This window comes from Streptomyces sp. NBC_00989, from assembly GCF_045162655.1.
Taxonomy (GTDB): domain Bacteria; phylum Actinomycetota; class Actinomycetes; order Streptomycetales; family Streptomycetaceae; genus Streptomyces.
The window spans coordinates 8730449-8750630 of sequence record NZ_CP108728.1 but is presented as its reverse complement, the minus strand read 5'-3'; the positions used below and the strand labels follow the sequence as shown (position 1 = coordinate 8750630).

At 71.5% G+C, this 20182-nt stretch carries 22 protein-coding genes and 1 riboswitch; of the genes, 11 read left to right on the top strand and 11 right to left on the bottom strand.

Annotated features, from left to right (window positions below; translation table 11 throughout):
* Positions 1 to 143 precede the first annotated feature (143 nt).
* From OG714_RS39285 to OG714_RS39265, 5 genes are all read left to right on the top strand, one after another.
* Positions 144 to 1133, top strand: a complete 990-nt coding sequence (locus tag OG714_RS39285; RefSeq protein WP_406128269.1) for a DEDDh family exonuclease — start codon at positions 144 to 146, stop codon at positions 1131 to 1133.
* A gap of 93 nt (positions 1134 to 1226) precedes the next feature.
* The gene (locus tag OG714_RS39280; RefSeq protein WP_200686715.1) at positions 1227 to 1460 is read left to right on the top strand and encodes a hypothetical protein; all 234 of its coding nucleotides are present in this window, start codon (positions 1227 to 1229) and stop codon (positions 1458 to 1460) included.
* A 145-nt stretch (positions 1461 to 1605) separates the two neighbouring features.
* Positions 1606 to 2400, top strand: coding sequence for an SURF1 family protein (locus OG714_RS39275; RefSeq protein ID WP_406128267.1), 795 nt, complete (start codon positions 1606 to 1608; stop codon positions 2398 to 2400).
* Positions 2401 to 2471: 71 nt separating this feature from the next.
* Positions 2472 to 4259, top strand: a complete 1788-nt coding sequence (locus OG714_RS39270) for a glycoside hydrolase family 15 protein (RefSeq protein ID WP_406128266.1) — start codon at positions 2472 to 2474, stop codon at positions 4257 to 4259.
* Positions 4260 to 4264: 5 nt separating this feature from the next.
* The gene (locus OG714_RS39265; RefSeq protein ID WP_406128264.1) at positions 4265 to 5020 is read left to right on the top strand and encodes an SDR family oxidoreductase; all 756 of its coding nucleotides are present in this window, start codon (positions 4265 to 4267) and stop codon (positions 5018 to 5020) included.
* Between the two features lie 12 nt (positions 5021 to 5032).
* On the opposite strand, the gene amaP is transcribed toward OG714_RS39265, so the two are convergent.
* From amaP to OG714_RS39240, 5 genes are read right to left on the bottom strand one after another with little or no spacing between them, the layout of a single operon-like run.
* Complete coding sequence (gene amaP / locus OG714_RS39260; protein ID WP_406128263.1) at positions 5033 to 5611, bottom strand: alkaline shock response membrane anchor protein AmaP; 579 nt, start codon at positions 5609 to 5611, stop codon at positions 5033 to 5035.
* A 5-nt stretch (positions 5612 to 5616) separates the two neighbouring features.
* Complete coding sequence (locus OG714_RS39255; RefSeq protein WP_406128261.1) at positions 5617 to 6288, bottom strand: DUF6286 domain-containing protein; 672 nt, start codon at positions 6286 to 6288, stop codon at positions 5617 to 5619.
* Positions 6285 to 6677, bottom strand: a complete 393-nt coding sequence (locus OG714_RS39250) for an Asp23/Gls24 family envelope stress response protein (protein WP_406128259.1) — start codon at positions 6675 to 6677, stop codon at positions 6285 to 6287. Before OG714_RS39250 ends, OG714_RS39255 begins: the two co-directional genes overlap by 4 nt.
* Positions 6674 to 6859: a hypothetical protein gene (locus OG714_RS39245; protein WP_356059081.1), complete on the bottom strand. Its 186-nt coding sequence runs from the start codon at positions 6857 to 6859 to the stop codon at positions 6674 to 6676. The genes OG714_RS39250 and OG714_RS39245 overlap by 4 nt, the downstream gene beginning before the upstream one ends.
* A gap of 55 nt (positions 6860 to 6914) precedes the next feature.
* Entirely contained in the window at positions 6915 to 7400 is a 486-nt protein-coding gene (locus OG714_RS39240) for an Asp23/Gls24 family envelope stress response protein (protein ID WP_406128257.1), read from the bottom strand.
* Between the two features lie 87 nt (positions 7401 to 7487).
* Between OG714_RS39240 and OG714_RS39235 the strand changes: the two genes are divergently transcribed.
* Complete coding sequence (locus OG714_RS39235) at positions 7488 to 8324, top strand: nucleopolyhedrovirus P10 family protein (protein ID WP_406128255.1); 837 nt, start codon at positions 7488 to 7490, stop codon at positions 8322 to 8324.
* A gap of 21 nt (positions 8325 to 8345) precedes the next feature.
* Here OG714_RS39235 and OG714_RS39230 read toward each other — a convergent pair whose 3' ends face one another.
* From OG714_RS39230 to OG714_RS39220, 3 genes are all read right to left on the bottom strand, one after another.
* The gene (locus OG714_RS39230; RefSeq protein WP_406128254.1) at positions 8346 to 9158 is read right to left on the bottom strand and encodes an enoyl-CoA hydratase/isomerase family protein; all 813 of its coding nucleotides are present in this window, start codon (positions 9156 to 9158) and stop codon (positions 8346 to 8348) included.
* A 117-nt stretch (positions 9159 to 9275) separates the two neighbouring features.
* Positions 9276 to 9494: a helix-turn-helix domain-containing protein gene (locus tag OG714_RS39225; protein ID WP_019060653.1), complete on the bottom strand. Its 219-nt coding sequence runs from the start codon at positions 9492 to 9494 to the stop codon at positions 9276 to 9278.
* A 353-nt stretch (positions 9495 to 9847) separates the two neighbouring features.
* A complete protein-coding gene (locus tag OG714_RS39220; RefSeq protein WP_329247078.1) occupies positions 9848 to 11446 on the bottom strand; it encodes an ABC-F family ATP-binding cassette domain-containing protein in 1599 nt (532 codons plus the stop codon).
* 345 nt (positions 11447 to 11791) lie between these two features.
* Between OG714_RS39220 and OG714_RS39215 the strand changes: the two genes are divergently transcribed.
* Together OG714_RS39215 and OG714_RS39210 are read left to right on the top strand one after the other, a co-directional pair.
* Entirely contained in the window at positions 11792 to 12682 is an 891-nt protein-coding gene (locus OG714_RS39215) for a neutral zinc metallopeptidase (RefSeq protein ID WP_406128252.1), read from the top strand.
* 103 nt (positions 12683 to 12785) lie between these two features.
* Positions 12786 to 13250: a VOC family protein gene (locus OG714_RS39210; RefSeq protein WP_406128250.1), complete on the top strand. Its 465-nt coding sequence runs from the start codon at positions 12786 to 12788 to the stop codon at positions 13248 to 13250.
* Positions 13251 to 13256: 6 nt separating this feature from the next.
* Here the strand turns inward: OG714_RS39210 and OG714_RS39205 are convergent, their stop codons facing one another.
* The 3 genes from OG714_RS39205 to OG714_RS39195 all read right to left on the bottom strand — a co-directional run bounded on the left by OG714_RS39205 (position 13257) and on the right by OG714_RS39195 (position 17189).
* On the bottom strand, positions 13257 to 14669 hold the full coding sequence (locus OG714_RS39205; protein WP_406128248.1) for a hypothetical protein: 1413 nt from the start codon (positions 14667 to 14669) through the stop codon (positions 13257 to 13259).
* 332 nt (positions 14670 to 15001) lie between these two features.
* Entirely contained in the window at positions 15002 to 16129 is a 1128-nt protein-coding gene (locus OG714_RS39200) for an alpha/beta hydrolase family protein (RefSeq protein ID WP_406128247.1), read from the bottom strand.
* A gap of 310 nt (positions 16130 to 16439) precedes the next feature.
* Positions 16440 to 17189: a class II aldolase/adducin family protein gene (locus OG714_RS39195; protein ID WP_406128245.1), complete on the bottom strand. Its 750-nt coding sequence runs from the start codon at positions 17187 to 17189 to the stop codon at positions 16440 to 16442.
* Between the two features lie 196 nt (positions 17190 to 17385).
* On the opposite strand from OG714_RS39195, the gene OG714_RS39190 reads away from it, so the two are divergent.
* From OG714_RS39190 to OG714_RS39180, 3 genes are all read left to right on the top strand, one after another.
* On the top strand, positions 17386 to 18213 hold the full coding sequence (locus OG714_RS39190) for a lysozyme (protein WP_406128244.1): 828 nt from the start codon (positions 17386 to 17388) through the stop codon (positions 18211 to 18213).
* A gap of 98 nt (positions 18214 to 18311) precedes the next feature.
* On the top strand, positions 18312 to 19574 hold the full coding sequence (locus OG714_RS39185; protein WP_406128242.1) for an anion permease: 1263 nt from the start codon (positions 18312 to 18314) through the stop codon (positions 19572 to 19574).
* Positions 19575 to 19607: 33 nt separating this feature from the next.
* Entirely contained in the window at positions 19608 to 19829 is a 222-nt protein-coding gene (locus OG714_RS39180; protein ID WP_406128240.1) for a hypothetical protein, read from the top strand.
* A 134-nt stretch (positions 19830 to 19963) separates the two neighbouring features.
* Positions 19964 to 20106: riboswitch (cobalamin riboswitch) on the top strand.
* Positions 20107 to 20182: the final 76 nt, after the last annotated feature.

Sequence of the window (20182 nt, the reverse complement as noted above, 5' to 3'; positions counted from 1 at the left end):
CCGTCAGGCGGGCAGCACGCTTGCACCGGGCGGGCAAAAGGTCCATAGCCACGCGCGCGTGCGTTCGGCGGACCCGAACGGGCGGCCGGGACAAGGCACCTGTGGGACAGGGCTGTCAGTGACGGCCCGTATCCTCAGTGACCATGCTCGAAGACCACTCGCCGACAGTGTCCGCAGCCACTCCGTGGCCGGCCGCATATCCCCAGGGGTATGCGGTAGTTGACGTGGAGACCACCGGCCTGGCCCGGGACGACCGGATAATCTCCGCGGCCGTCTACCGTCTGGACGCGCTCGGCGAGGTCGAGGACCACTGGTACACGATGGTCAACCCGGAGCGCGATCCCGGCCCCGTGTGGATCCACGGTCTGACGAGTGACGTCCTGGAGGGAGCGCCCCTCTTCAAGGACATCGCCGAGGAGTTCGCGACCCGCCTGGAGGGCCGCGTTCTGGTCGCGCACAACGCGGTCTTCGACTGGCAGATGATCGCGCGGGAGTACGCGCGCGTGCAGATCGAGCCCCCGGTCCGGCAGCGGCTGTGCACCATCGCCCTGTCGAAGGAGCTGAGCCTGCCGCTGCCCAACCACAAACTGGAGTCCCTGGCAGCGCACTTCGGCGTCGTCCAGCAGCGCGCGCACCACGCGCTGGACGACGCGCGCGTGCTCGCCGAGGCGTTCCGGCCGAGCCTGCGCGCGGCGGCCCAGGGCGGCGTACGGCTGCCGCTGCACGAGTGCCGGCCGCTGACCGAGTGGACCGCCGACCGGCCCGCACCCCGGATCGGCCAGCAGGCGGGCGGTTACAGCGGCTACGGGGCGGGCAGTTGGCGCCCCGCGCGCAAGCGGCCCGCGTGCCCGCATCCGAACCCGGGGCGGTTCGAGGACGGCAGGCCGCTCAAGCAGGGGATGCGGATCGCGTTCTCCGGGGACACGTCCATCGAGCGCGAGCTGCTGGAGGACCGGGCCGTGGAGGCCGGGCTGCATGTCGCGACGAGCCTGTCCCGGCTGACCAGCCTGCTCGTCACGAACGACCCGGACTCGGGCACCTCGAAGGTGGTCAAGGCACGGCAGTTCGGCACACCTGTGGTGGACGAGGCGGCGTTCGGGCAGCTGCTGCGGGACGTCGAGGCGGCGGACTGACGGCGCCCTGGTGACCGTACGGACGGGTGATTGTCGTACGACTCGCCCGGCGCCCGCTCGCCCGTGCCGGGCGGACGGCCCACCCTGTGGCGCATGGCGAGATGTGAAGTGTGCGGCAATGACTACGGCATGAGCTTCGAGGTGCACGCGCAGGGCGCGGTGCACGTCTTCGACTGCTTCTCCTGCGCGATCCATCGCATGGCCCCGATCTGCGAGCACTGCCGGGTGCAGATCATCGGGCAGGGCGTGGAGGTGGAGGGCCGCTGGTTCTGCGGGGGCCACTGCGCGCGGGCGGAGGGGATGGTGGGGATCGTCGACAAGGTGTGAGCGTGCTCCCCGCCCGCGCGGGGGTGATCCACGGTAGACCCCTCGACCGTGCAACTCGGTCGTGTGCTCCCCGCCGCTGCGGGGCTACAGCCCTCGGCGGGACCCTCCCGTCGAGGGCCGATCCGTGCCAGGTACCGTCAGTGGGGTGTACCGCTTCCTGATGTCCCGGCAGTGGGTGATCCTCGCGTTGATCACCCTTCTCCTGATCCCCACGATGATCAGGCTGGGCATCTGGCAGATGCACCGCTACGAGATGCGCAGCGCCCGGAACCAGTTGGTCACGAACGCGCTGCGCGCGAAGCCGGTCCCCGTGGAGACGATCAGCACCCCCGGGCACGCGGTGACCCGTACCGAGAAATACCGCACCGTCACCGCGACGGGCACCTTCGAGACTTCCAAAGAAGTCGTCGTCCGGCGTCGTACCAATGACGACGACGAGGTCGGCTTCCACGTCCTCACCCCGTTCGTGTTGACGGACGGCAAGGTGGTGTTGGTCAACCGCGGCTGGATCCCGGCGACCGGCGCGCAGACCGCGTTCCCGAAGATCCCCGCACCGCCGGCCGGAAAGACCACCATCACCGGGCGCCTGATGGCCGACGAGACGACCGCGGCCAGCGGCATCAAGGACATCAAGGGCCTGCCCGACCGCCAGATCATGTTGATCAACAGTGAGGAGCAGGCGCGGCGCCTGCACGCCACGGTGCTCGGCGGTTACGTCGAGCAGACCGCGCCTGAGGCGAAGGGCGACACGCCGGAGCAGATCTCCGACCCGGGCAAGGAAGACGCCCCGCTGAACTACGCGTACATGATCCAGTGGTGGCTGTTCGCGGCGGCCGTCCCCGTCGGCTACGTGGTCCTCGCCCGCCGCGAGGCCCGCGACCGCCGGGAGGCGGCGGCGAAGGAAGAAGAGACGGCGGAGGCCGAGCCCGCGACCGTGTGAGCCGGACTTCTCTTCACCCGCCCGGCCCCGAACCTTGATTGCCTCACCGACAGGCAGGGAACCCGCACCCCGTGCACCCACGTATCGAGGACTACGCCCTCATCGGCGACGAACAGACCGCGGCCCTGGTCGGCATGGACGGCTCGGTCGACTGGCTGTGCCTGCCACGCTTCGACTCGGCCGCCTGCTTCGCCCGACTGCTCGGCGACGAGAACAACGGCCACTGGCGCATCGCACCCAAGGGCGCGGACCGCTGCACCCGCCGCGCCTACCGCCCCGACACCCTGGTCCTGGACACGGAGTGGGAGACCGACGAGGGCACGATCCGCGTCACCGACCTGATGCCCCAGCGCCACCGCGCCCCCGACGTCGTACGCATCGTGGAAGGCATCAGCGGCAAGGTCACCGTCCACAGCAGGCTCCGCCTCCGCTTCGACTACGGCGCGGTCGTGCCGTGGGTGCGCAGGTCCGACGGGCACCGGGTGGCCGTCGCAGGACCCGACTCGGTGTGGCTGCGCAGCGAACCCGAAGTGCACACCTGGGGCGAGGACTTCAGCACCCTCTCGGAGTTCACCGTCGAGGCCGGCCAGAAGGTCGCCTTCGTCCTCACCTGGCATCCCTCGCACGAGCCCCGTCCGGCGCTCGTCGACCCGTACGAGTCGCTGCGCACCAGCGTCGCGGACTGGCGGCGCTGGGCGGCCCGCTGCCGCTACGACGGCCCCTACCGGGACGCGGTCGTACGGTCCCTGATCACCCTCAAGGCGCTCACCTACCGCCCGACGGGCGGCATCGTCGCCGCGGCCACGACGTCACTCCCCGAGGAGATGGGCGGCGTCCGCAACTGGGACTACCGCTACTGCTGGCTGCGCGACTCGAGCCTCACCCTGGGCGCCCTGGTCGCCGCGGGCTATCACAAGGAGGCCGAGGCCTGGCGCGACTGGCTGCTGCGCGCGGTCGCGGGCGATCCGGCGGACCTTCAGATCATGTACGGCGTGGCGGGCGAGCGGCGGCTCCCCGAGTTCGAGCTGCCGCACCTTTCGGGCTTCGCCGGTTCGGCCCCCGTGCGGATCGGCAACGGCGCCGTCAACCAGCTCCAGCTCGACGTGTACGGCGAGGTCTTGGACTCCCTGTGGCTGGCGCGCCGCGCGGGCCTGTCGCCCAAGCCGCACATGTGGTCGCTCCAGGCCGTCCTCCTGGAGTGGCTGCGCGCGCAGTGGCAGCAGCCGGACGAGGGCCTGTGGGAGGTGCGCGGCGGGCGCCGGCACTTCGTGCACTCCAAGGTCATGGTGTGGGTGGCCGCCGACCGGGCCGTCCGCACCCTGGAGGAGTACGCCGACCTGCCCGGCGACCTGGAGGGCTGGCGCGAGCTGCGGGACGCGGTGCACCGGGACGTGTGCGAGCAGGGCTACGACCCGGTGCGCAACACGTTCACGCAGTACTACGGCTCGCAGGAACTCGACGCCGCCCTGCTGCTCATCCCCCGCTTCGGCTTCCTGCCGCCCGACGATCCACGGGTCGTCGGCACGGTCGACGCGGTCCGCGAGGCCCTGGGCCACGACGGCTTCGTACGCCGCTACGACACCGCAGCCGACACCCCCGTGGACGGACTGCCCGGCGACGAGGGCGCCTTCCTGGCGTGCTCCTTCTGGCTCGTGGACGCACTCCACATGACGGGCCGCAAGAAGGAGGCCCGGGTGCTTTTCGAGCGGCTGGTGGGGCTCGCGAACGACGTGGGGCTGCTCGCGGAGGAGTACGACCCCGTGGCCGGCCGCCAGCTGGGCAACTTCCCGCAGGCCTTCAGCCACATCGGCCTGGTGAACACCGCCCTCACCCTGTTCGGGGACGAGGAGGCAGGATAGGGACCATGGATCTTGGACTGAGGGACCGGGTGTACGTCGTCACCGGAGCCACCCGCGGGCTGGGCAACGCCTCCGCGCGCGAGCTGGTGGCCGACGGCGCGAAGGTGGTCGTCACGGGGCGCGACGAGAAGCGCGCCGCGGATGCGGCGGCGGAGCTGGGACCGAACGCGGTCGGCGTGGCCGTCGACAACGCCGACGCGGAGGCGCCGGCCCGGCTGATCAACGCCGCGCGTGACCGCTTCGGGCGCTTCGACGGCATCCTCGTGAGCGTCGGCGGGCCGCCGCCCGGGTTCGTCGCCGACAGCACCGACGAGCAGTGGCAGGCGTCGTTCGAGTCGGTGTTCCTGGGCGCGGTGCGGCTCGCCCGCGCGGCGGCCGAAGAGCTGGAGGCGGGCGGTGTCATCGGGTTCGTGCTGTCCGGATCGGTGCACGAGCCGATCCCCGGGCTGACGATCTCGAACGCGCTACGGCCCGGTCTCGCCGGTTTCGCCAAGTCCCTCGCGGACGAGCTGGGGCCGCGCGGCATCCGTGTCGTGGGGCTGCTGCCGGCCCGCATCGACACGGATCGCGTGCGCGAGCTGGACGGGTTGTCCGCGGACCCGGAGGCCACGCGTGCGGCCAACGAGTCGCGGATTCCGCTGCGGCGGTACGGGACTTCGGACGAGTTCGGGCGGGTGGCGGCGTTCCTGCTGTCGCCGGCCGCGTCCTACCTGACGGGGATCATGGTGCCGGTGGACGGTGGGATGCGGCACGGGTTCTGACGAACCATCACGTCAACTCACCCTCTCCGCGCGGTGCTTGACGCCCGTCAGGCGGACCTCCGTCGGCAACGTCTCCAGGCCCGCCGAATCGCGGGCGTGGGAAAGGGCGTTGGCCGTCAGGTGGTCGAGGGCGACTCCGGGGTCTACGTGCGGTTCCAGGCTGAGCTGGACGCGGGCCTCGGGGGCCGTGCGGGTGCCGGCGAGCCGCACGTGCGCGTGGGCGACGCCGTCCAGGGCGCCCGCGTCGGTGGCGAGGACGCCCTCCAGGGCCCGGCCCCGCAGCAGCGCGCCCTCGCCGTCGCCGGTGCTGACGGCGACCTCGGTGAGCCGGCGGCGCCGTAGCACCGCGACAAGCCACCACAGGGCGAGCAGGACGAGGACGGCGAGCACGGCGAGGACCGTCGGCCACCACCAGCCGTCGCCCCGCCAGCGGGCCCGCCGGGCGTCGCTGAGCAGGACGTCGTGGCGCCCGTCGTAGATCCACCAGGAGGGCGGCTTCGCGCCGAGGCCGATGGCCAGTACGGAGCCGCCCAGCACGGCCAGTACGAGGCCCACGACACCGATCACCACACGGTTGACGACCCTGAGCACCGCCTTCACCCCTTCCGTCCGGAACGGCCGACGTGCACCGACAGCGCGGGCGGCCGGGCCAGTCCGAGCCCGGTGATCGCGTCGCCGAGCACGGCGTCCAAGTCGGCCCGTACGTCGTCGAGTTCACGGAAATGCGACACCGCGCGGACGTCGGCCTTCGTCCGGCTCGTCCGCACGCGGACCGACTGCACGCCCGAGACCTCCATGGCCCGGTCGCGCAGCACCATCGCGGCGGCGGCGCGTTGCAGGCCGGCCCGGACGTCGGCGTGGGTGCGGCGCATCGGCAGCACCTGGCGCAGGCCGGGCGTGAGGGCGAGCACGATCAGCCAGAGGCCGAGGGCGGCGGCGATGCCGGCGCCGACGAGCACCCAGGTGTCGTCGAGGGGCCGTTCGGCGAGTTGCCGGGCCAGTTCGCGGCGCCAGTGCGCGGCGGGCCGCTCCGCGCGCACGGCGGTGACGTCGTAGAGCAGTGCGCCCGCGCCGACGAGCAGCAGAACGGCGACGACGGCCGCGGGGACGCGGCGTGCCGACCAGAAGCGGCCGTCCTTCCCCTCCCCCACCACGGGTACGGGATCGTGGTCCGCCGCCGGGACGTATCCGCCCCGCCCCGGATCGGTCTCCTTCTCGATGACCGGTAGTCGTTGGGTCGTGCCTTCGGAGCCCTGGGGCTCGCTCATCGCGTCCTCCCCTGTGCCGCGCGGTGCGACGGTGCCGGATGCAGCCGTTCCACGTGGACGGCGACCTCGGGCACGTCCATGCCCACCAACGCGCGTACCCGCTGAACCACCTGTCGACGCACTTGAAAACAGCGGTCGCCGATGTCGCACGGATAGTCGAGTTCGAGGTGCACGCGTACGCGTACCGATTCGTGGTGTACGACGACGGTGGCATGCGGCGACGCGGCCTCCGGGGGCAGCGGTCCGAGCGCCTCGCGCGCGGCCTGCGCGGCGATCTTCGCCACGACCCGGTCGGCGATCCGGGTGGCGCCCCGCTCGCCGGACGCGACGGCCGCCGAGGGCCTGCCGCGCTCGTCGACCGCTCCGTCACCGCCGCTCACGGGCGTCATCGCCGCCGGTCGTCACGCGAGCGGAAGAAGTCGCCGAGTTCCAGGTCCCCCTCCAGGAACCGGCCGACGACGAACCCGACGGCGCCCAGGGCCGCCACCAGCAGGAAGGCCCCGAACCCGCCGAAGTATCCGGCGAAGCCCAGTGCCATTCCGGCGATCATGCCGACCACGGCCCTGCTCATCCTGCGCTCCTCAGCTCGTTCGTCGGCCCGCTCATGGGTTCGTTCGCCGGCTCGGTCACTGGAGTCGGGGCTCCGGTTCCTCGTCCTCTTCGTCCGGCAGCTTCACGTCGCTGACCGCGATGTTGACCTCGACGACTTCGAGGCCGGTCATCCGTTCCACGGCGGCGATGACGTTCTCCCGTACGGCCCGGGCCACGTCCGCGATCGACACCCCGTAGTCGACGACGATCTCCAGGTCGAGCGCGGTCTGCACCTCGCCGACCTCGGCCTTCACGCCCCGGGACACCGATTTCGTACCGCCGGGCACCCGGTCGCGCACGGCTCCGAAGGTGCGGGACAGTCCGCTGCCCATGGCATGCACGCCCAGGACGTCCCGGGCGGCCAGCCCGGCGATCTTCTCCACGACGCCGTCGGCGATGGTGGTCCGCCCCCGGGACGCGGGATCGCCGCCGCCGCGTTTGGTGGGGGGTTTACGGGTCTGTACGGGCTCCCGCTCGCCGTCGGGGCCCTGGGTCCGGTTCCGCTCCGTCATGTCGGTCATCGCCGTACGTCCCTTTCGGTCGTCGTCCTTCGACCACGGTAAGTGCGGTTGCTCGGTCTCGCGCTGGACATGCTGCAGGCTGGAGGAATGACGGCGGACGCGTGGACTGGGAATCAGGGGCGGCGCGAAGCGCCTTCGAATAGGGCGGTGGTGGGCGGCAGGCGGGCGGTACGGCATCAACTGCGGCTCGGCAGGCTGCTGCCTCTGGGTGACCGGCGGGACGGCGCGTGGATCGCCGAGCGGGCGGCGGCGGACGTACTCCGGGGCGCGGCGCAGCACGTACGGGGCGTGCGGCTGGGCGCGCTGCGGATCGCGCTCGCCGATCCGGAGGACGCGCAGGAGCCCGCCGTACCGCCTCCGCCGGGTGCGCTGCCGCCCGGGCCGCTGCGGATCACGGCCGACTTCGCCGCCGTGGCGGACGAGCCCCTGCCGGCAACGGCGTCCCGGCTGCGTACGGCCCTGGCGACGGCCGCGGCGGAGCGGCTCGGTCTGGTGGTGGACGAGATTGATCTACAGGTGACGGTCCTGCTGGACCATATGGACGACGTTGACGTCCTTGACGATGTCGACCATGTGGACGATGCGGATCGCGCGCCCACTGCCGACATTGACCATGTTGATGACATTGATCGCGTGGACGATGTTGACCGTGTTGACGGCGACGACGAGTCCCTGGTCGCCGCGACCGCGCTCGCCGTCGCGGGCGTGGCCCGGCTGACCGGCACGCTGGGCGGCCTGGGCCGGGCGGTGCACATCGAGGAGGTCGCGCGCGTGGGGGCGCTGTCACCCCCCCACGCGCGCGTGGAACTCGCGGTGCGCGCGGACCACCGGGCCCTGGATGTGGCTCGGGAGGTCCGTGCGAGGGTCGGCGAGGCGCTGCCGGATCACCCGACGGTGGCCGTACTGGTCACCAAGGTGGACTGACGGCAGGGCGGGCTGACGGTCTTATTCGCCGACGCCGGCCAGGTCCCGCAGGCGTCGTGCCTGGGCGGCGCGCTCGGCGGCGCGCTGGTCGTCGTAAGCACGGCCCTGGACGCCCTGGAGCAGCGCCTTGGTCTCGATGACGGCGTCGCGCGGTGCGGCCAGGAGGGCGGTCGTCAGGTCGCGTACGGCGTCCTCGACCTGGTCGGCGGGTACGGCGATGTTCGCGAGGCCGGTGCTGACGGCTTCCGCGGCCAGGACGGAGCGCCCGGTCGCGCAGATCTCCAGCGCGCGGGCGTAGCCGACGAGCCCGACCAGCGGATGCGTGCCGGTCAGGTCGGGCACGAGTCCGAGGCTGGTCTCGCGCATGGCGAACTGCACGTCGTCGGCGACGACGCGCAGGTCACAGGCGAGGGCAAGTTGGAATCCGGCCCCGATGGCATGTCCCTGGACGGCGGCGATGGACACGATGTCGCTGCGTCGCCACCAGGTGAAACCCGCCTGGTACTCGGCGATGGTCCCGTCCAGCACGGCGTCACTGCTGTGCGCGAGGTCGATGAACGACGGTTCGCCGTCGAAGCCCTCGGGCGTGAACGCCTGCCGGTCGAGTCCGGCCGAGAAGGACTTGCCCTCGGCCCGCAGCACCACGACACGGACGGTGCCCGGCAACAACCGTCCGGCCTCCGCCAACGCCCGCCAGAGAGCAGGACTTTGAGCGTTGCGTTTGGCCGGGTTGGTCAGCGTCACCGTGGCGATCGCGTCGTCGACGGTGAGCCGTACGCCGTCCTTGTCGAGTACGGGACCGAGGTCCTTGTCGTCCTGTTCGGGCGAAGCCATGGGGCGCCTCCGATGTGTGCGGTCAGCAGAGCAGAGCTAAGTGACTGCACAGTAACCACCCGGTCGGTCAGTCGTCCGACCGGGTGGCCACCATCGAAGCCGATGAGCCACCCGGGGTCAGGCCGAAGCCTTCTTGCCCCGCGTCGCCCCGCCACGCCCACGGAGCGTGACGCCCGACTCACTGAGCATCCGGTGGACGAAGCCATACGAGCGGCCGGTTTCCTCGGCCAGCGCTCGGATGCTCGCACCGGAGTCGTACTTCTTCTTCAGGTCTGCCGCGAGCTTGTCGCGCGCGGCGCCGGTTACCCGGCTGCCCTTCTTCAGAGTCTCGGCCACCCGTGCCTCCTCATGGGAAGTGCGCTCTTGGTCTCCTCATGATCACCCCTCCAAGCGTTCATGGCCACCCATTCGGCAAGGTCCGTAAGACAAGGTTTTGACGACAGGAGTGCGTCCCCACAAGTGGAATGTGGAATTCCTGAGGGTCCTGTCCGTACGGCCGAACGAGTTGTTCCGCGAAGTACCTGGTCAGAGACGCAGGACGGCCGAGCCCTTGTCGATAAAGGACTCGGCCGGGAAATCGGTGTACGACACACCTCGGTACGAGGAGATCTCACACAGATGGTGGATCACCGGTAGGCCGAATGATCCATACGCCGTGGATCAAGCATTCGGTCAAGCGGCACCGTCCGTCAGGCGAGCGCGACGAGATCCGCGTAGTCCGCGCCCCACAGGTCCTCGACGCCGTCCGGCAGCAGGATGATGCGCTCCGGCTGGAGCGCCTCCACCGCGCCCTCGTCGTGGGTGACGAGAACGACGGCGCCCTTGTAGGTGCGCAGCGCGCCGAGGATCTCCTCGCGGCTGGCGGGGTCCAGGTTGTTCGTCGGCTCATCCAGGAGGAGGACGTTCGCGGACGACACCACGAGGGTGGCGAGCGCGAGGCGGGTCTTCTCGCCGCCGGAGAGGACCCCGGCCGGCTTGTCGACGTCGTCTCCGGAGAACAGGAACGAGCCGAGTGTCTTGCGGACCTCGACCAGGTCCAGGTCGGGGGCGGCGGAGCGCATGTTCTCCAGGACCGTGCGCTCCGGGTCGAGGGTCTCGTGCTCCTGCGCGTAGTAGCCGAGCTTGAGGCCGTGGCCCTCGATGACCTCACCGGTGTCGGGCTTCTCGGCGCCGCCGAGGAGCTTCAGGAGGGTCGTCTTGCCGGCGCCGTTCAGGCCGAGGATGACGACGCGCGAGCCCTTGTCGATGGCCAGGTCGACGTCGGTGAAGATCTCCAGGGAGCCGTACGACTTCGACAGGCCCTCCGCCATGAGCGGGGTCTTGCCGCAGGGCGAGGGCTCCGGGAAGCGCAGCTTGGCGACCTTGTCGGAGACGCGCACCGCGTCCAGCCCGGCGAGCAGCCGGTCGGCGCGCTTGGCCATGTTCTGCGCGGCGACCGTCTTGGTGGCCTTGGCGCGCATCTTGTCGGCCTGCGAGTGCAGGGCGGCGGCCTTCTTCTCGGCGTTCTGCCGCTCACGCTTGCGGCGCTTCTCGTCGGCCTCGCGCTGCTGCTGGTAGAGCTTCCAGCCCATGTTGTAGTAGTCGATCTGGGCGCGGTTGGCGTCCAGATAGAACACCTTGTTGACGACGGTCTCGACGAGGTCGGTGTCGTGGGAGATCACGATGAAGCCACCGCGGTACGTCTTCAGGTAGTCGCGCAGCCAGACGATCGAGTCGGCGTCGAGGTGGTTCGTGGGCTCGTCGAGGAGCAGCGTGTCCGCGTCCGAGAACAGGATGCGGGCCAGCTCGATACGGCGGCGCTGACCGCCGGAGAGCGTATGGAGCGGCTGGCCGAGCACCCGGTCCGGGAGGTTCAGCGCGGCGGCGATGGTGGCGGCCTCGGCCTCGGCGGAGTACCCGCCCTTGGTGAGGAACTCCGTCTCCTGGCGCTCGTACTGCCGCATGGCCTTCTCGCGGGTGGCGCCGCTGCCGTTGGCGATGCGCTGTTCGTTCTCGCGCATCTTGCGGATCAGGGTGTCCAGGCCGCGCGCGGAGAGGATGCGGTCGCTGGCGAGCACGTCCAAGTCGCCGGTGCGGGGGTCCTGGGGGAGGTAGCCGACCTCGCCGGAGCGGGTGACGGTGCCGCCGGCGGGCTGGCCCTCGCCGGCCAGGACCTTGGTCAGGGTGGTCTTGCCGGCGCCGTTGCGCCCGACCAGACCGATGCGGTCGCCCTTGGCGACACGGAAGGTGGCGGACTCGATGAGGACGCGGGCACCGGCGCGCAGCTCGATACCGGAGGCGGAGATCACGGTCAGACTCCAGAGCGGGGTCGTAGGCGGAAGGGGCGGCTGAGGACGTTCCCGCCGTCTAATGCGCGAGGAGAATGGCCATGGGCCAAGTCTAACGGGGCCGTGCAAGCGCTTTTCCTGTGCGCGGCAGGTCATTGTCATGGGTCCGGCCGCCCGCGGTGATCCGGTACGGGTCGTCCACGGCGATGAGCTGGGCCGGGCGGTCCTGTGCCGGGAGACGAGCGGCGCCCGGACCGTGACGTACGGCACGCGCGTGCGTGCGGGCTCGGTGGGCGGGGCCGGGGGCGTCCCCCGTTCGGCCCCTCGTCCGGCGCCCTACCGGGAGCGGCGGGCGAGGATGACGCCATGCAGTTCGACGACGACGCGAATCTGGACACCTCCGAGGTGCAGGACGTGCGCGGCAGCCGGATTCCCGGTGGCCGGACGACCGTGGGCGGTGGCCTCGCGGGGCTGATCGCGCTGCTGCTCGGGCTCTTCTTCGGTGTCGGTCCGGACAACCTGGGGTTGTCGTCGGGGAGCGACTCACCGGCGGCCACCGCGTCCTCGCTGGCCCAGGTGCAGTCGTCCTGCCGTACCGGGCAGGACGCGAACACCAAGGAGGACTGCCGCATCGTGGCGGTGGTCAACAGCGTGCAGGACTTCTGGACGGAGGAGTTCCGGCGGCGCAGCGGTACGTACACGCGGTCGCCGACGGTCTTCTTCAGCGGGCAGGTCGCCACCGCGTGCGGGACGGCGACCTCCGCGGTGGGGCCGTTCTACTGCCCCGGTGACCGGAAGGTCTATCTGGACCTGGGGTTCTTCGACGAGCTGCGGACGAAGTTCGGCTCCAGTGGCGGGCCGTTCGCGCAGGCCTATGTCGTGGCGCACGAGTACGGGCACCACGTGCAGGACCTGATGGGCACGCTCGGCAGGTCGCAGGACGGGCGGACCGGTGCGAACAGCAACGCGGTGAAGGTGGAACTGCAGGCGGACTGCTACGCCGGGGTCTGGGCGCACCACGCGACCACCACGAAGGACGAGTCGACCGGGCGGCCGTTGATCACCAGCCTCACGGACGCCGACATCAAGGACGGCCTGGACGCGGCGGCGGCCGTGGGCGACGACCGGATCCAGGAGCGGTTCCAGGGCCGGGTGACACCGGAGAGCTGGACGCACGGGTCGGCGGCGCAGCGGCAGCAGTGGTTCTACCAGGGGTACCGGACCGGGGACATGGCGCAGTGCAACACCTTCCGCTGACGGCAGGACTGCGGTGAGCCGGTCACTGTGCCCAGCTCGCGGGGCGTTGTCAGTGGCGGGTGCAAGACTCGTCGAAAGCACTCAGAACATCGAAAAACACCCGATGCACAAGGGAGTGATCGGCATGGCAGGCAAGGACAGCGGGCGTCCCGGCATCCACCCGTCCATCTACCCGTCCCTGCTGTACACGGACGCGAAGGCGGCGATCCGGCAACTCACGGAGGCCTTCGGCTTCACCGAGCTGGCGGTGTACGAAGGCGAGGACGGCTCGGTGATGCACGCCGAGCTGGTGCAGGGTGACGGAGCGGTGATGCTCGGCTCCAAGGGCCGCGGCGGCCGTTTCGACGAGGCGATGAAGAGCGCGGGTCCCGCCGGGGTGTACATCGTCGTGGACGACGTCGACGCCCATCACCGGCGGGCCGTGGAGCACGGCGCGGAGATCCTGATGCCCCCGACGGACCAGGACTACGGATCGCGGGACTACATGGCCCGGGACGCCGAGGGCAACATCTGGAGCTTCGGTACATACGCTCCGGAGCTGCCGGAGAGACCGAAGACAGGGACCTGAGCCCGCCTAGCTTCCCCCCGTGTGCACCTGGAAGGCCGCCCGGCGTACGGCCTTGGCGAGTGCCGGGTCGGGGTGGGCGGCGGCGAGCGCGACGAGGACCTGCACGGTGCGGGGATGGCCGACGGCGCGCACCTCGTCGAGGAGCATCGGGACGGTCGGCTGGATCGCGGACTCCAGGTGGCGCACCAGCAGCGGGGCCTCCCCGTGGTCGGCGACGGCGGCGGCGCTGTCGACCCACAACCAGGTGGCCTCCTCGCGGGTGAGGACCTCGTGGGCGTCCTCCGGGTCGATCCCGTCGTGCTCGGCGAGCCACAGCAGGGCGTACGGCCGCAGCGTGGCCTCGTCGGCGACGGCGCGGACGTCGGGCTCGGCCGGGGCGCCGACGACGCGCAGCGCCTCGAAGGCGAGGCCGCGCAGCAGGGCGTCCTCGCCGCGGGCGGCGTCGATCAGCTGGCCGACGGCGGTGCCCACGGTGCGGGCGGCGAGCCAGGCGCGGTACTCGGCGCGGGCGGCGTTCGGGCGGAGCTGGGAGCAGCCGCGGAGCATGTCCTCGGCGGACTGCTCGATGTTCCCGGCGGGGCTCTGCGCGGCCACGCAGATCTGCTCCAGCTTGACCCAGACCGCCCAGCTGCCGAGCGGGGTGAGGGTGGCCTGGGCGTCGCCGTAGGTGAGGGCACCGACGGAGGCGAGGGCGTGCAGGGCCCAGTCGAGGAGCGGGTCGAGGGGAGTGTCGATGGAGGTGTCGGCGGCCGGGGGCTGCTGGACGGGTTCGGGCTGGGGGCCGTAGGGGATCTCGCAGCGTTCGGTGCGCAGTTCGGTGACCCGTTGGCCGAGGAGGTCGAGGAGCTGTTCGACGGGGACGGGGCCGGCGGACAGCTGGAGGAAGGAGAGCACCTGAGGCATGGCGGAGACGACCTCGGCGACGGCTGAGGGCTCGTGCTCCCGGGGTTCCGGATGGGCGAGCGACCAGGCGTCGAAGAGGGCGACCCAACCGCGCAGTACGGCGCTGTCGTCGCGGTTCCAGGCGCGCAGCCGCCAACCGGGGCGGGCCTCGTCGCCGTGCACCTCGACGAGGCCGGCGAGGCGGGCGGTGTCCCAGTCGGCGCGGACCTGAGCCGGGGTCAGGCCCAGCTCCTCGGCCGCGAGTTCGGCGGTCGAGTCGGAGAGGGTGCCCTTGCCGTCGGGGCTCGCGCTGTCACGGCCGGGGCGTAGTGCGGCGTCGGCCCAGTGGGCGACGCGGGCGGCTCCGGCCAGGCCGGAGCGTGCCATTCTGGCCAGTTCCGCGGGGGCCGGTGTGCCCTCCGGAGGGCGGGGTGCGGGGCGGCGCGAGCGCCGCTGGTTCATCGCTCGGGGGGCGGCGGCCAGGGGTCGCGGGCGGACGAGTCGAAGCCTGGAGTCGCGCGGGATACGGGACGTCACGGGTGCAGTCTTCCGGTTGACGGTCCGAAAACCCAAACGGAATGTCACGGCGGGCGACGGGGATGGCCAAGGCACGGGGTCTCGCGGGCAGCTGGGGACCGGGATCAGGCCAGTGGTACAGGGCTAAACGGAAGGTCGGCGGGGTGTGGTGGGGGTGGGAGCCCGGGGTGGTGAAGGGGGGCGCCCGGTGCGGGCCGGTGGATCACGTCAGCGGCGCGCGGGTCACCTCGGCGGTGTGCGAGTCACCTCGGCGATGCGCGGATGGCATCAGCGGTGTTCGGATCGCGTCGGCGGTGCGTGGATCGCATCAACGGTGCACGGATCACGTCGGCTCACATCAGCGGCGTCAGGAAGCGGCGCAGGATCTCCTCGTATCCGGCCGGGTCGGCGTTCCACATCGCGCCGTGCGGGGCGTGGGCGACCGGCTGGAGGGTGATCAGGTCGGGGCGGTGGGCGGCGAAACGGCGGGAGAGCGTCCAGGGGGCCACCGTGTCGTCCGGGCCGTGGAAGATCAGCGTCGGGACCCTGAGCCGGGTCGGGTCGGCGGCCTCGGCGATGCGGTCGCCGTGCAGACCGGTGCGGCCCTGGGCGGCGCGGACCGCCAGCGGCAGCAGCGCGCCCGGGGTGTGCCGGGCGGTGGCGAGGGCGCGCAGCGTCGTCTCCCAGTCGAGCACCGGCGAGTCCAGCACCAGGCCGGAGACGCGGTCGCGCAGCGCGGAGTGGGCGGCGGCGCGCAGGGCCATGGTGGCGCCGGTGGACCAGCCGTACAGGACGACGTGCTCGGCGCCGTAGCGCACGGCGTAGCGGATCGCCGCGTCCAGGTCGCGCCACTCGGTCTCGCCGAGGTGGCCCAGGCCGTCGGGGTTGCGGGGTGCGCCCAGGTCGCCGCGGTAGGCGAGGGCGAGCACCGGGAAGCTGCTGCGGTGCAGGAACTCCATGATGTTCAGGGAGAGTTCGCGGGTCGCGGCCAGGCCGTGCACCGCGATCACCCAGGTGCTCCGCGCGCCGGGCACGAACCACGCGGGCAGGGAGCCGAGTTCGCCGGGGATGTCGATGTCGGCGTGGTCCAGGCCGAGGGCGGCGCTCGGGTTGCCGACGTGGACGTTCGGGGTGAGCCGCACCTTGTCACCGGGGCGCAGGGTGCCGTGGGTGACGCGTTCCAGGCGGCGTACGACCGCGTCGGCGGAGGGGGACGCCGAGTCGACGACAGGGCCGACGACCGCGTGGGAGCCGTCACCGGCGAGGCCGTAGGTGCCGGGGCGCAGGGACGCGAGGTCCCGGGTGAGTGTGATCTGCCCGGCGGCGGTGGAGTGCACCGTGAGCCGGGGTTCGCCCGGCAGCGGGCGGCCCGGCGGCGCCTTCAGCGCGGCGTCACTGGCGTACCGGCCGACGGCGACGCCGGCCGCACCGGCCGCGAGGGCCACGGAGACGGCCGCGGCCGTCGCTTTGACTGTGCGCACGGGTCCAGTGTCCCGGGGGACCCGGTTACCGGCCAGCCGGAGAGAGCTCGGGGCTCGGGGTTCTGGGCGGGGAGGTGTCGGGGCGGGGTGTTTCGGTGCTGGAAGGGACGGTGTCGGTGGGGGCTGGTGCTGCTTAGGGGTGCCGGGCGGAGGTGCGCGGGGCCGGGATGCCTCGGTGGCGGCGGCAGGGACAGCGCCAGTGAGAGCGGGCGCCAGGCGCACGCTCACCCCCCTCCCCCTCACCTCGCCGCACGCTCACCCCCCTCCCTCTCACCCTGCCGCGCGCTCACCCCTCACCCGTCCGCGCGCTTCACCCCTCACCCCGCCGCGCGCCACCCTGCCCATACCCCCGCAACCGCTCCCCCGCCTCAGCCACCTGATCCCCCGTCAGCAACGTCGGTGACAGACCCGGTACCGATGACGCCGTCAGCCACAGTCGGCACATCCACTCCAGCTGGGCCGTGCGGTCGAACGCCTGGTCCAGGGAGGTGCCGTAGGCGATCGTGCCGTGGTTCTGGAGGAGGCAGGCGGAGCGGTCGGCGAGGGCGTGGAGCATGTTCTCGGCCAACTCCTCGGTGCCGTAGGTCGCATACGGGGCGACCCGGACCGGGCCGCCGAGGGCGCCGGACATGTAGTGGACCGAGGGGAGTTCGGGGACGAGGGTCGAGACGGCCGTCGCGTGGACGGCGTGGGTGTGGACGACCGCGTGGGCGTCGGTGCTGCGGTAGACGGCGAGATGCATGGGGAGTTCGCTCGTCGGGAGCAGGGTGCCGAGGACCTGCCGGCCGTCGAGGTCGACGCCGACCGTGTCGGTGGGCGCGAGGCGGTCGTAGGGGACGCCCGAGGGTGTGACCAGGAGGGTGTCGCCGACGCGCACCGAGACGTTCCCGGAGGTGCCGACGACCAGGCCGTCGGAGACCGTCCGGCGGGCGGTCGCGACGAGCGCGCCCCAGGCGTGCGCCTCCTCGGCGCGCACACTCCTCCTCCGCGTCTCCCCCGCAGCTCCCGCACTCTCCCGGGCGTCGCGCCCGCCCCGCTGGTCCCGCCGTTGCTCAGCCATGCCGCGATCCTGTCAGCCGGTGCCCCAACGCACGTTCGGGCGAAGGCACTTTAGGCCGGAAGGCGCGCATCCGAAAGATGACATATGGGTGCCAACCACCCACTCCGGCCGCTTGGCCGGAGACCGACCGGCATCGACAGATCTTCCAATAACCTCTGGGGGATTTGTCGTGCGCGCCGCCATTCCCGGGGGAAACATGGCCCGTGATCGCAAACCGTCCCTGACCCTTGTCCGCACCGGAATCCGCACCGGCATCCGCCCGAACACCCACCCCCGTACCCACCCCCGCGCCCGCCTCGCCGCGGCCGCCGTCGCCGCGCTCACCGTCGGCGGAACCACCCTCGCGCTCACCGAGATCCCGGCCACCGCCGCGGGCATCGCCGCGGGCGAGACGAAGGGCCACGACGTCTCCTCGCACCAGAAGAACGTCAACTGGCCGGGCGCGAAGGCGAAGGGCGCCACGTTCGTCTACGTCAAGGCGACCGAGTCGACCACCTACCGCAACCCGTACTTCGGCCAGCAGTACGACGGCGCCCGCAAGGCCGGCGTCATCCGCGGCGCGTACCACTTCGCCCTGCCGGACAGGTCGTCGGGCGCGAGCCAGGCCGCGTACTTCGTGGCACACGGCGGCGACTGGAAGGCGGACGGCTGGACGCTGCCGCCCGCGCTGGACATCGAATACAACCCGTACGACAAGAAACACGGCTGCTACGGCCTGAGCAAGGCCAAGATGGTCAGCTGGATCAAGGCCTTCAGCGCCGAGGTGAACCGGGAGACCGGCCGCCGCCCGGTGATCTACACCACCACCCAGTGGTGGAAGACCTGCACGGGCGACAACAGCTCCCTGGCCTCGGCACACGCGCTGTGGATCGCCCGCCACGGGTCGGCGGACGCGGGCTCACTGCCCGCCGGATGGTCGTACTGGACCTTCTGGCAGTACGACAACAGCGGGAGCCTGCCGGGTGATCAGAATCTCTTCAACGGGACGGTGAGCCAACTGAAGAAGTTCGCCCGCGGATACTAGGCAATCCGGACACCACCGATACCCCCTCAGTTCATCTTCCGTTCACCCAGGTTGCCTACGGTCAACGCGCCGATGACCTCGAACGATTGCCTGGGTAAATGGAAAACTTCTCGCTGATCCTCGCGATTGTGGTAATCACCGCACTCGCGTTCGATTTTACGAACGGTTTCCACGACACCGCCAACGCGATGGCCACCACCATCTCGACCGGTGCCCTCAAGCCCAAGGTCGCGGTGGCCATGTCGGCCACCCTCAACCTGGTGGGCGCTTTTCTCTCCGTGGAGGTCGCCAACACGATCTCCAAGGGGCTCGTCGACGAGAGCGGAATCCGTCCCGAGGTCATCTTCGCCGCCCTCGTCGGCGCGATCCTCTGGAACCTGGTGACCTGGCTCGTCGGACTGCCGTCCAGTTCCTCGCACGCCCTCATGGGCGGTCTGATCGGCGCCACCATCGCCTCGGCCGGCACCGGCGCGGTCCACGGCGACGTCCTCGTCACCAAGGTGCTGCTGCCGGCGGTCGCCGCCCCGATCGTCGCGGGCCTCGCGGCGATGCTCGCCACCCGCTTCTCGTACGCCCTGAGCCGGAACTCGGCCGGCAAGGCCGCCGACAAGGGCTTCCGCGTCGGCCAGATCGCCTCCGCCGGGCTGGTCTCGCTGGCGCACGGCACGAACGACGCGCAGAAGACGATGGGCATCATCACCCTCGCCCTGGTCGCCGGAGGCTCCATCGCCCCCGACTCGGACCCGCCCACCTGGGTCATCCTCTCCGCGGGCCTCGCCATCGCGATGGGCACGTACATCGGCGGCTGGCGCATCATCCGCACGATGGGCAAGGGCCTGACCGACCTCCGGCCGCAGCAGGGCTTCGCCGCCCAGACCAGCGCGGCCGCGGTCATCCTGGCCTCCTCGCACATCGGCTTCTCCCTCTCCACCACGCACGCCGTCTCCGGCTCGGTGATGGGTGCGGGTCTCGGCCGCAAGGGCGGGGTCGTCCGCTGGTCGACCGCCACCCGGATGTTCGTCGCCTGGGGTCTGACCCTGCCGGCCGCCGCGCTGGTCGGCGCGCTCGCCGAGTCCGTGACCGACCTCGGCGACTGGGGCACCGCGCTGGTGGCCGTCTTCCTGGTCGCGTCCAGCGCCGGCATCTGGCTGCTCTCCCGCCGCCAGGTCGTCGACGCCTCGAACGTCAACGAGGTCGACGAACCGGCCGGCGTGATCACCACCGCGATCGCCGCCGTGACCCCGCCGCCCCCGTCGGTCGCCCTCTCCGAGGGCCTCACGGCGACGATCCTCTCGCCCCCCGTGAACCCGGCCCCGATCGTGAAGTCCGACCCGGCGACACCGCCCGCCGCCGCCGTCTGAGCCCGCGCCCCGGACACGAAGGAACGAATCAGCATGCACATCGACTGGGCAGCCCTCGGCTCCGTCTTCGGCGTCAGCCTCGGCGCCACCGTCGCCCTGGTGGCGGTCTTCACCCTCGGCATCGTCGGCCTCTCCCGGCGTGAACGCGCCACCGCCCAGGGCGGCTCCGCGCCCCTTGCCCTGACCGGCGCCTACACCTGCTTCGCGGCCTGCGCGGCGGCGGTGGCGTACGGGATCTATCTGATCGTGGCCTGACCGGCCGCCAGTTGAACCGAGCGTGGGGTGCGGGACGGATCGCCGTCCCGCACCCCACGTCCGCGTGACCCCTCCGCCCCCTCGCGTGTGGGCATCAGCACACTCCGTCCCCGCAGGTCAACAGCAAGTTGACGGCCCTTCCAACAGCATGGTGGACTGCCGGAGCCATATACGGCGGCAGGAGAGGAAGCCGGTGCGAATCCGGCGCGGTCCCGCCACTGTCACCGGGGTAGGTAGCCCCGGGAGCCAGGAACTCTCACCGCCGGTCTCGTCGAACCAGGGCGTGGACACCCTGAGTGAGGACATATCGCCATGCTCGGCTGCCGTTCGAGGTCCCGTACCAGCGCAGTGCC

Excerpts from the sequence above, each read along its gene's own strand:
- OG714_RS39285 (WP_406128269.1), top strand. The coding sequence starts at position 144 with ATGCTCGAAGACCACTCGCCGACAGTGTCCGCAGCCACTCCGTGGCCG.
- OG714_RS39280 (WP_200686715.1), top strand. The coding sequence starts at position 1,227 with ATGGCGAGATGTGAAGTGTGCGGCAATGACTACGGCATGAGCTTCGAG.
- OG714_RS39265 (WP_406128264.1), top strand. The coding sequence starts at position 4,265 with ATGGATCTTGGACTGAGGGACCGGGTGTACGTCGTCACCGGAGCCACC.
- OG714_RS39255 (WP_406128261.1), bottom strand. The coding sequence starts at position 6,288 with ATGAGCGAGCCCCAGGGCTCCGAAGGCACGACCCAACGACTACCGGTC.
- OG714_RS39250 (WP_406128259.1), bottom strand. The coding sequence starts at position 6,677 with ATGACGCCCGTGAGCGGCGGTGACGGAGCGGTCGACGAGCGCGGCAGG.
- OG714_RS39245 (WP_356059081.1), bottom strand. The coding sequence starts at position 6,859 with ATGAGCAGGGCCGTGGTCGGCATGATCGCCGGAATGGCACTGGGCTTC.
- OG714_RS39240 (WP_406128257.1), bottom strand. The coding sequence starts at position 7,400 with ATGACCGACATGACGGAGCGGAACCGGACCCAGGGCCCCGACGGCGAG.
- OG714_RS39235 (WP_406128255.1), top strand. The coding sequence starts at position 7,488 with ATGACGGCGGACGCGTGGACTGGGAATCAGGGGCGGCGCGAAGCGCCT.
- OG714_RS39230 (WP_406128254.1), bottom strand. The coding sequence starts at position 9,158 with ATGGCTTCGCCCGAACAGGACGACAAGGACCTCGGTCCCGTACTCGAC.
- OG714_RS39215 (WP_406128252.1), top strand. The coding sequence starts at position 11,792 with ATGCAGTTCGACGACGACGCGAATCTGGACACCTCCGAGGTGCAGGAC.
- OG714_RS39210 (WP_406128250.1), top strand. The coding sequence starts at position 12,786 with ATGCACAAGGGAGTGATCGGCATGGCAGGCAAGGACAGCGGGCGTCCC.
- OG714_RS39195 (WP_406128245.1), bottom strand. The coding sequence starts at position 17,189 with ATGGCTGAGCAACGGCGGGACCAGCGGGGCGGGCGCGACGCCCGGGAG.
- OG714_RS39190 (WP_406128244.1), top strand. The coding sequence starts at position 17,386 with ATGGCCCGTGATCGCAAACCGTCCCTGACCCTTGTCCGCACCGGAATC.
- OG714_RS39185 (WP_406128242.1), top strand. The coding sequence starts at position 18,312 with ATGGAAAACTTCTCGCTGATCCTCGCGATTGTGGTAATCACCGCACTC.
- OG714_RS39180 (WP_406128240.1), top strand. The coding sequence starts at position 19,608 with ATGCACATCGACTGGGCAGCCCTCGGCTCCGTCTTCGGCGTCAGCCTC.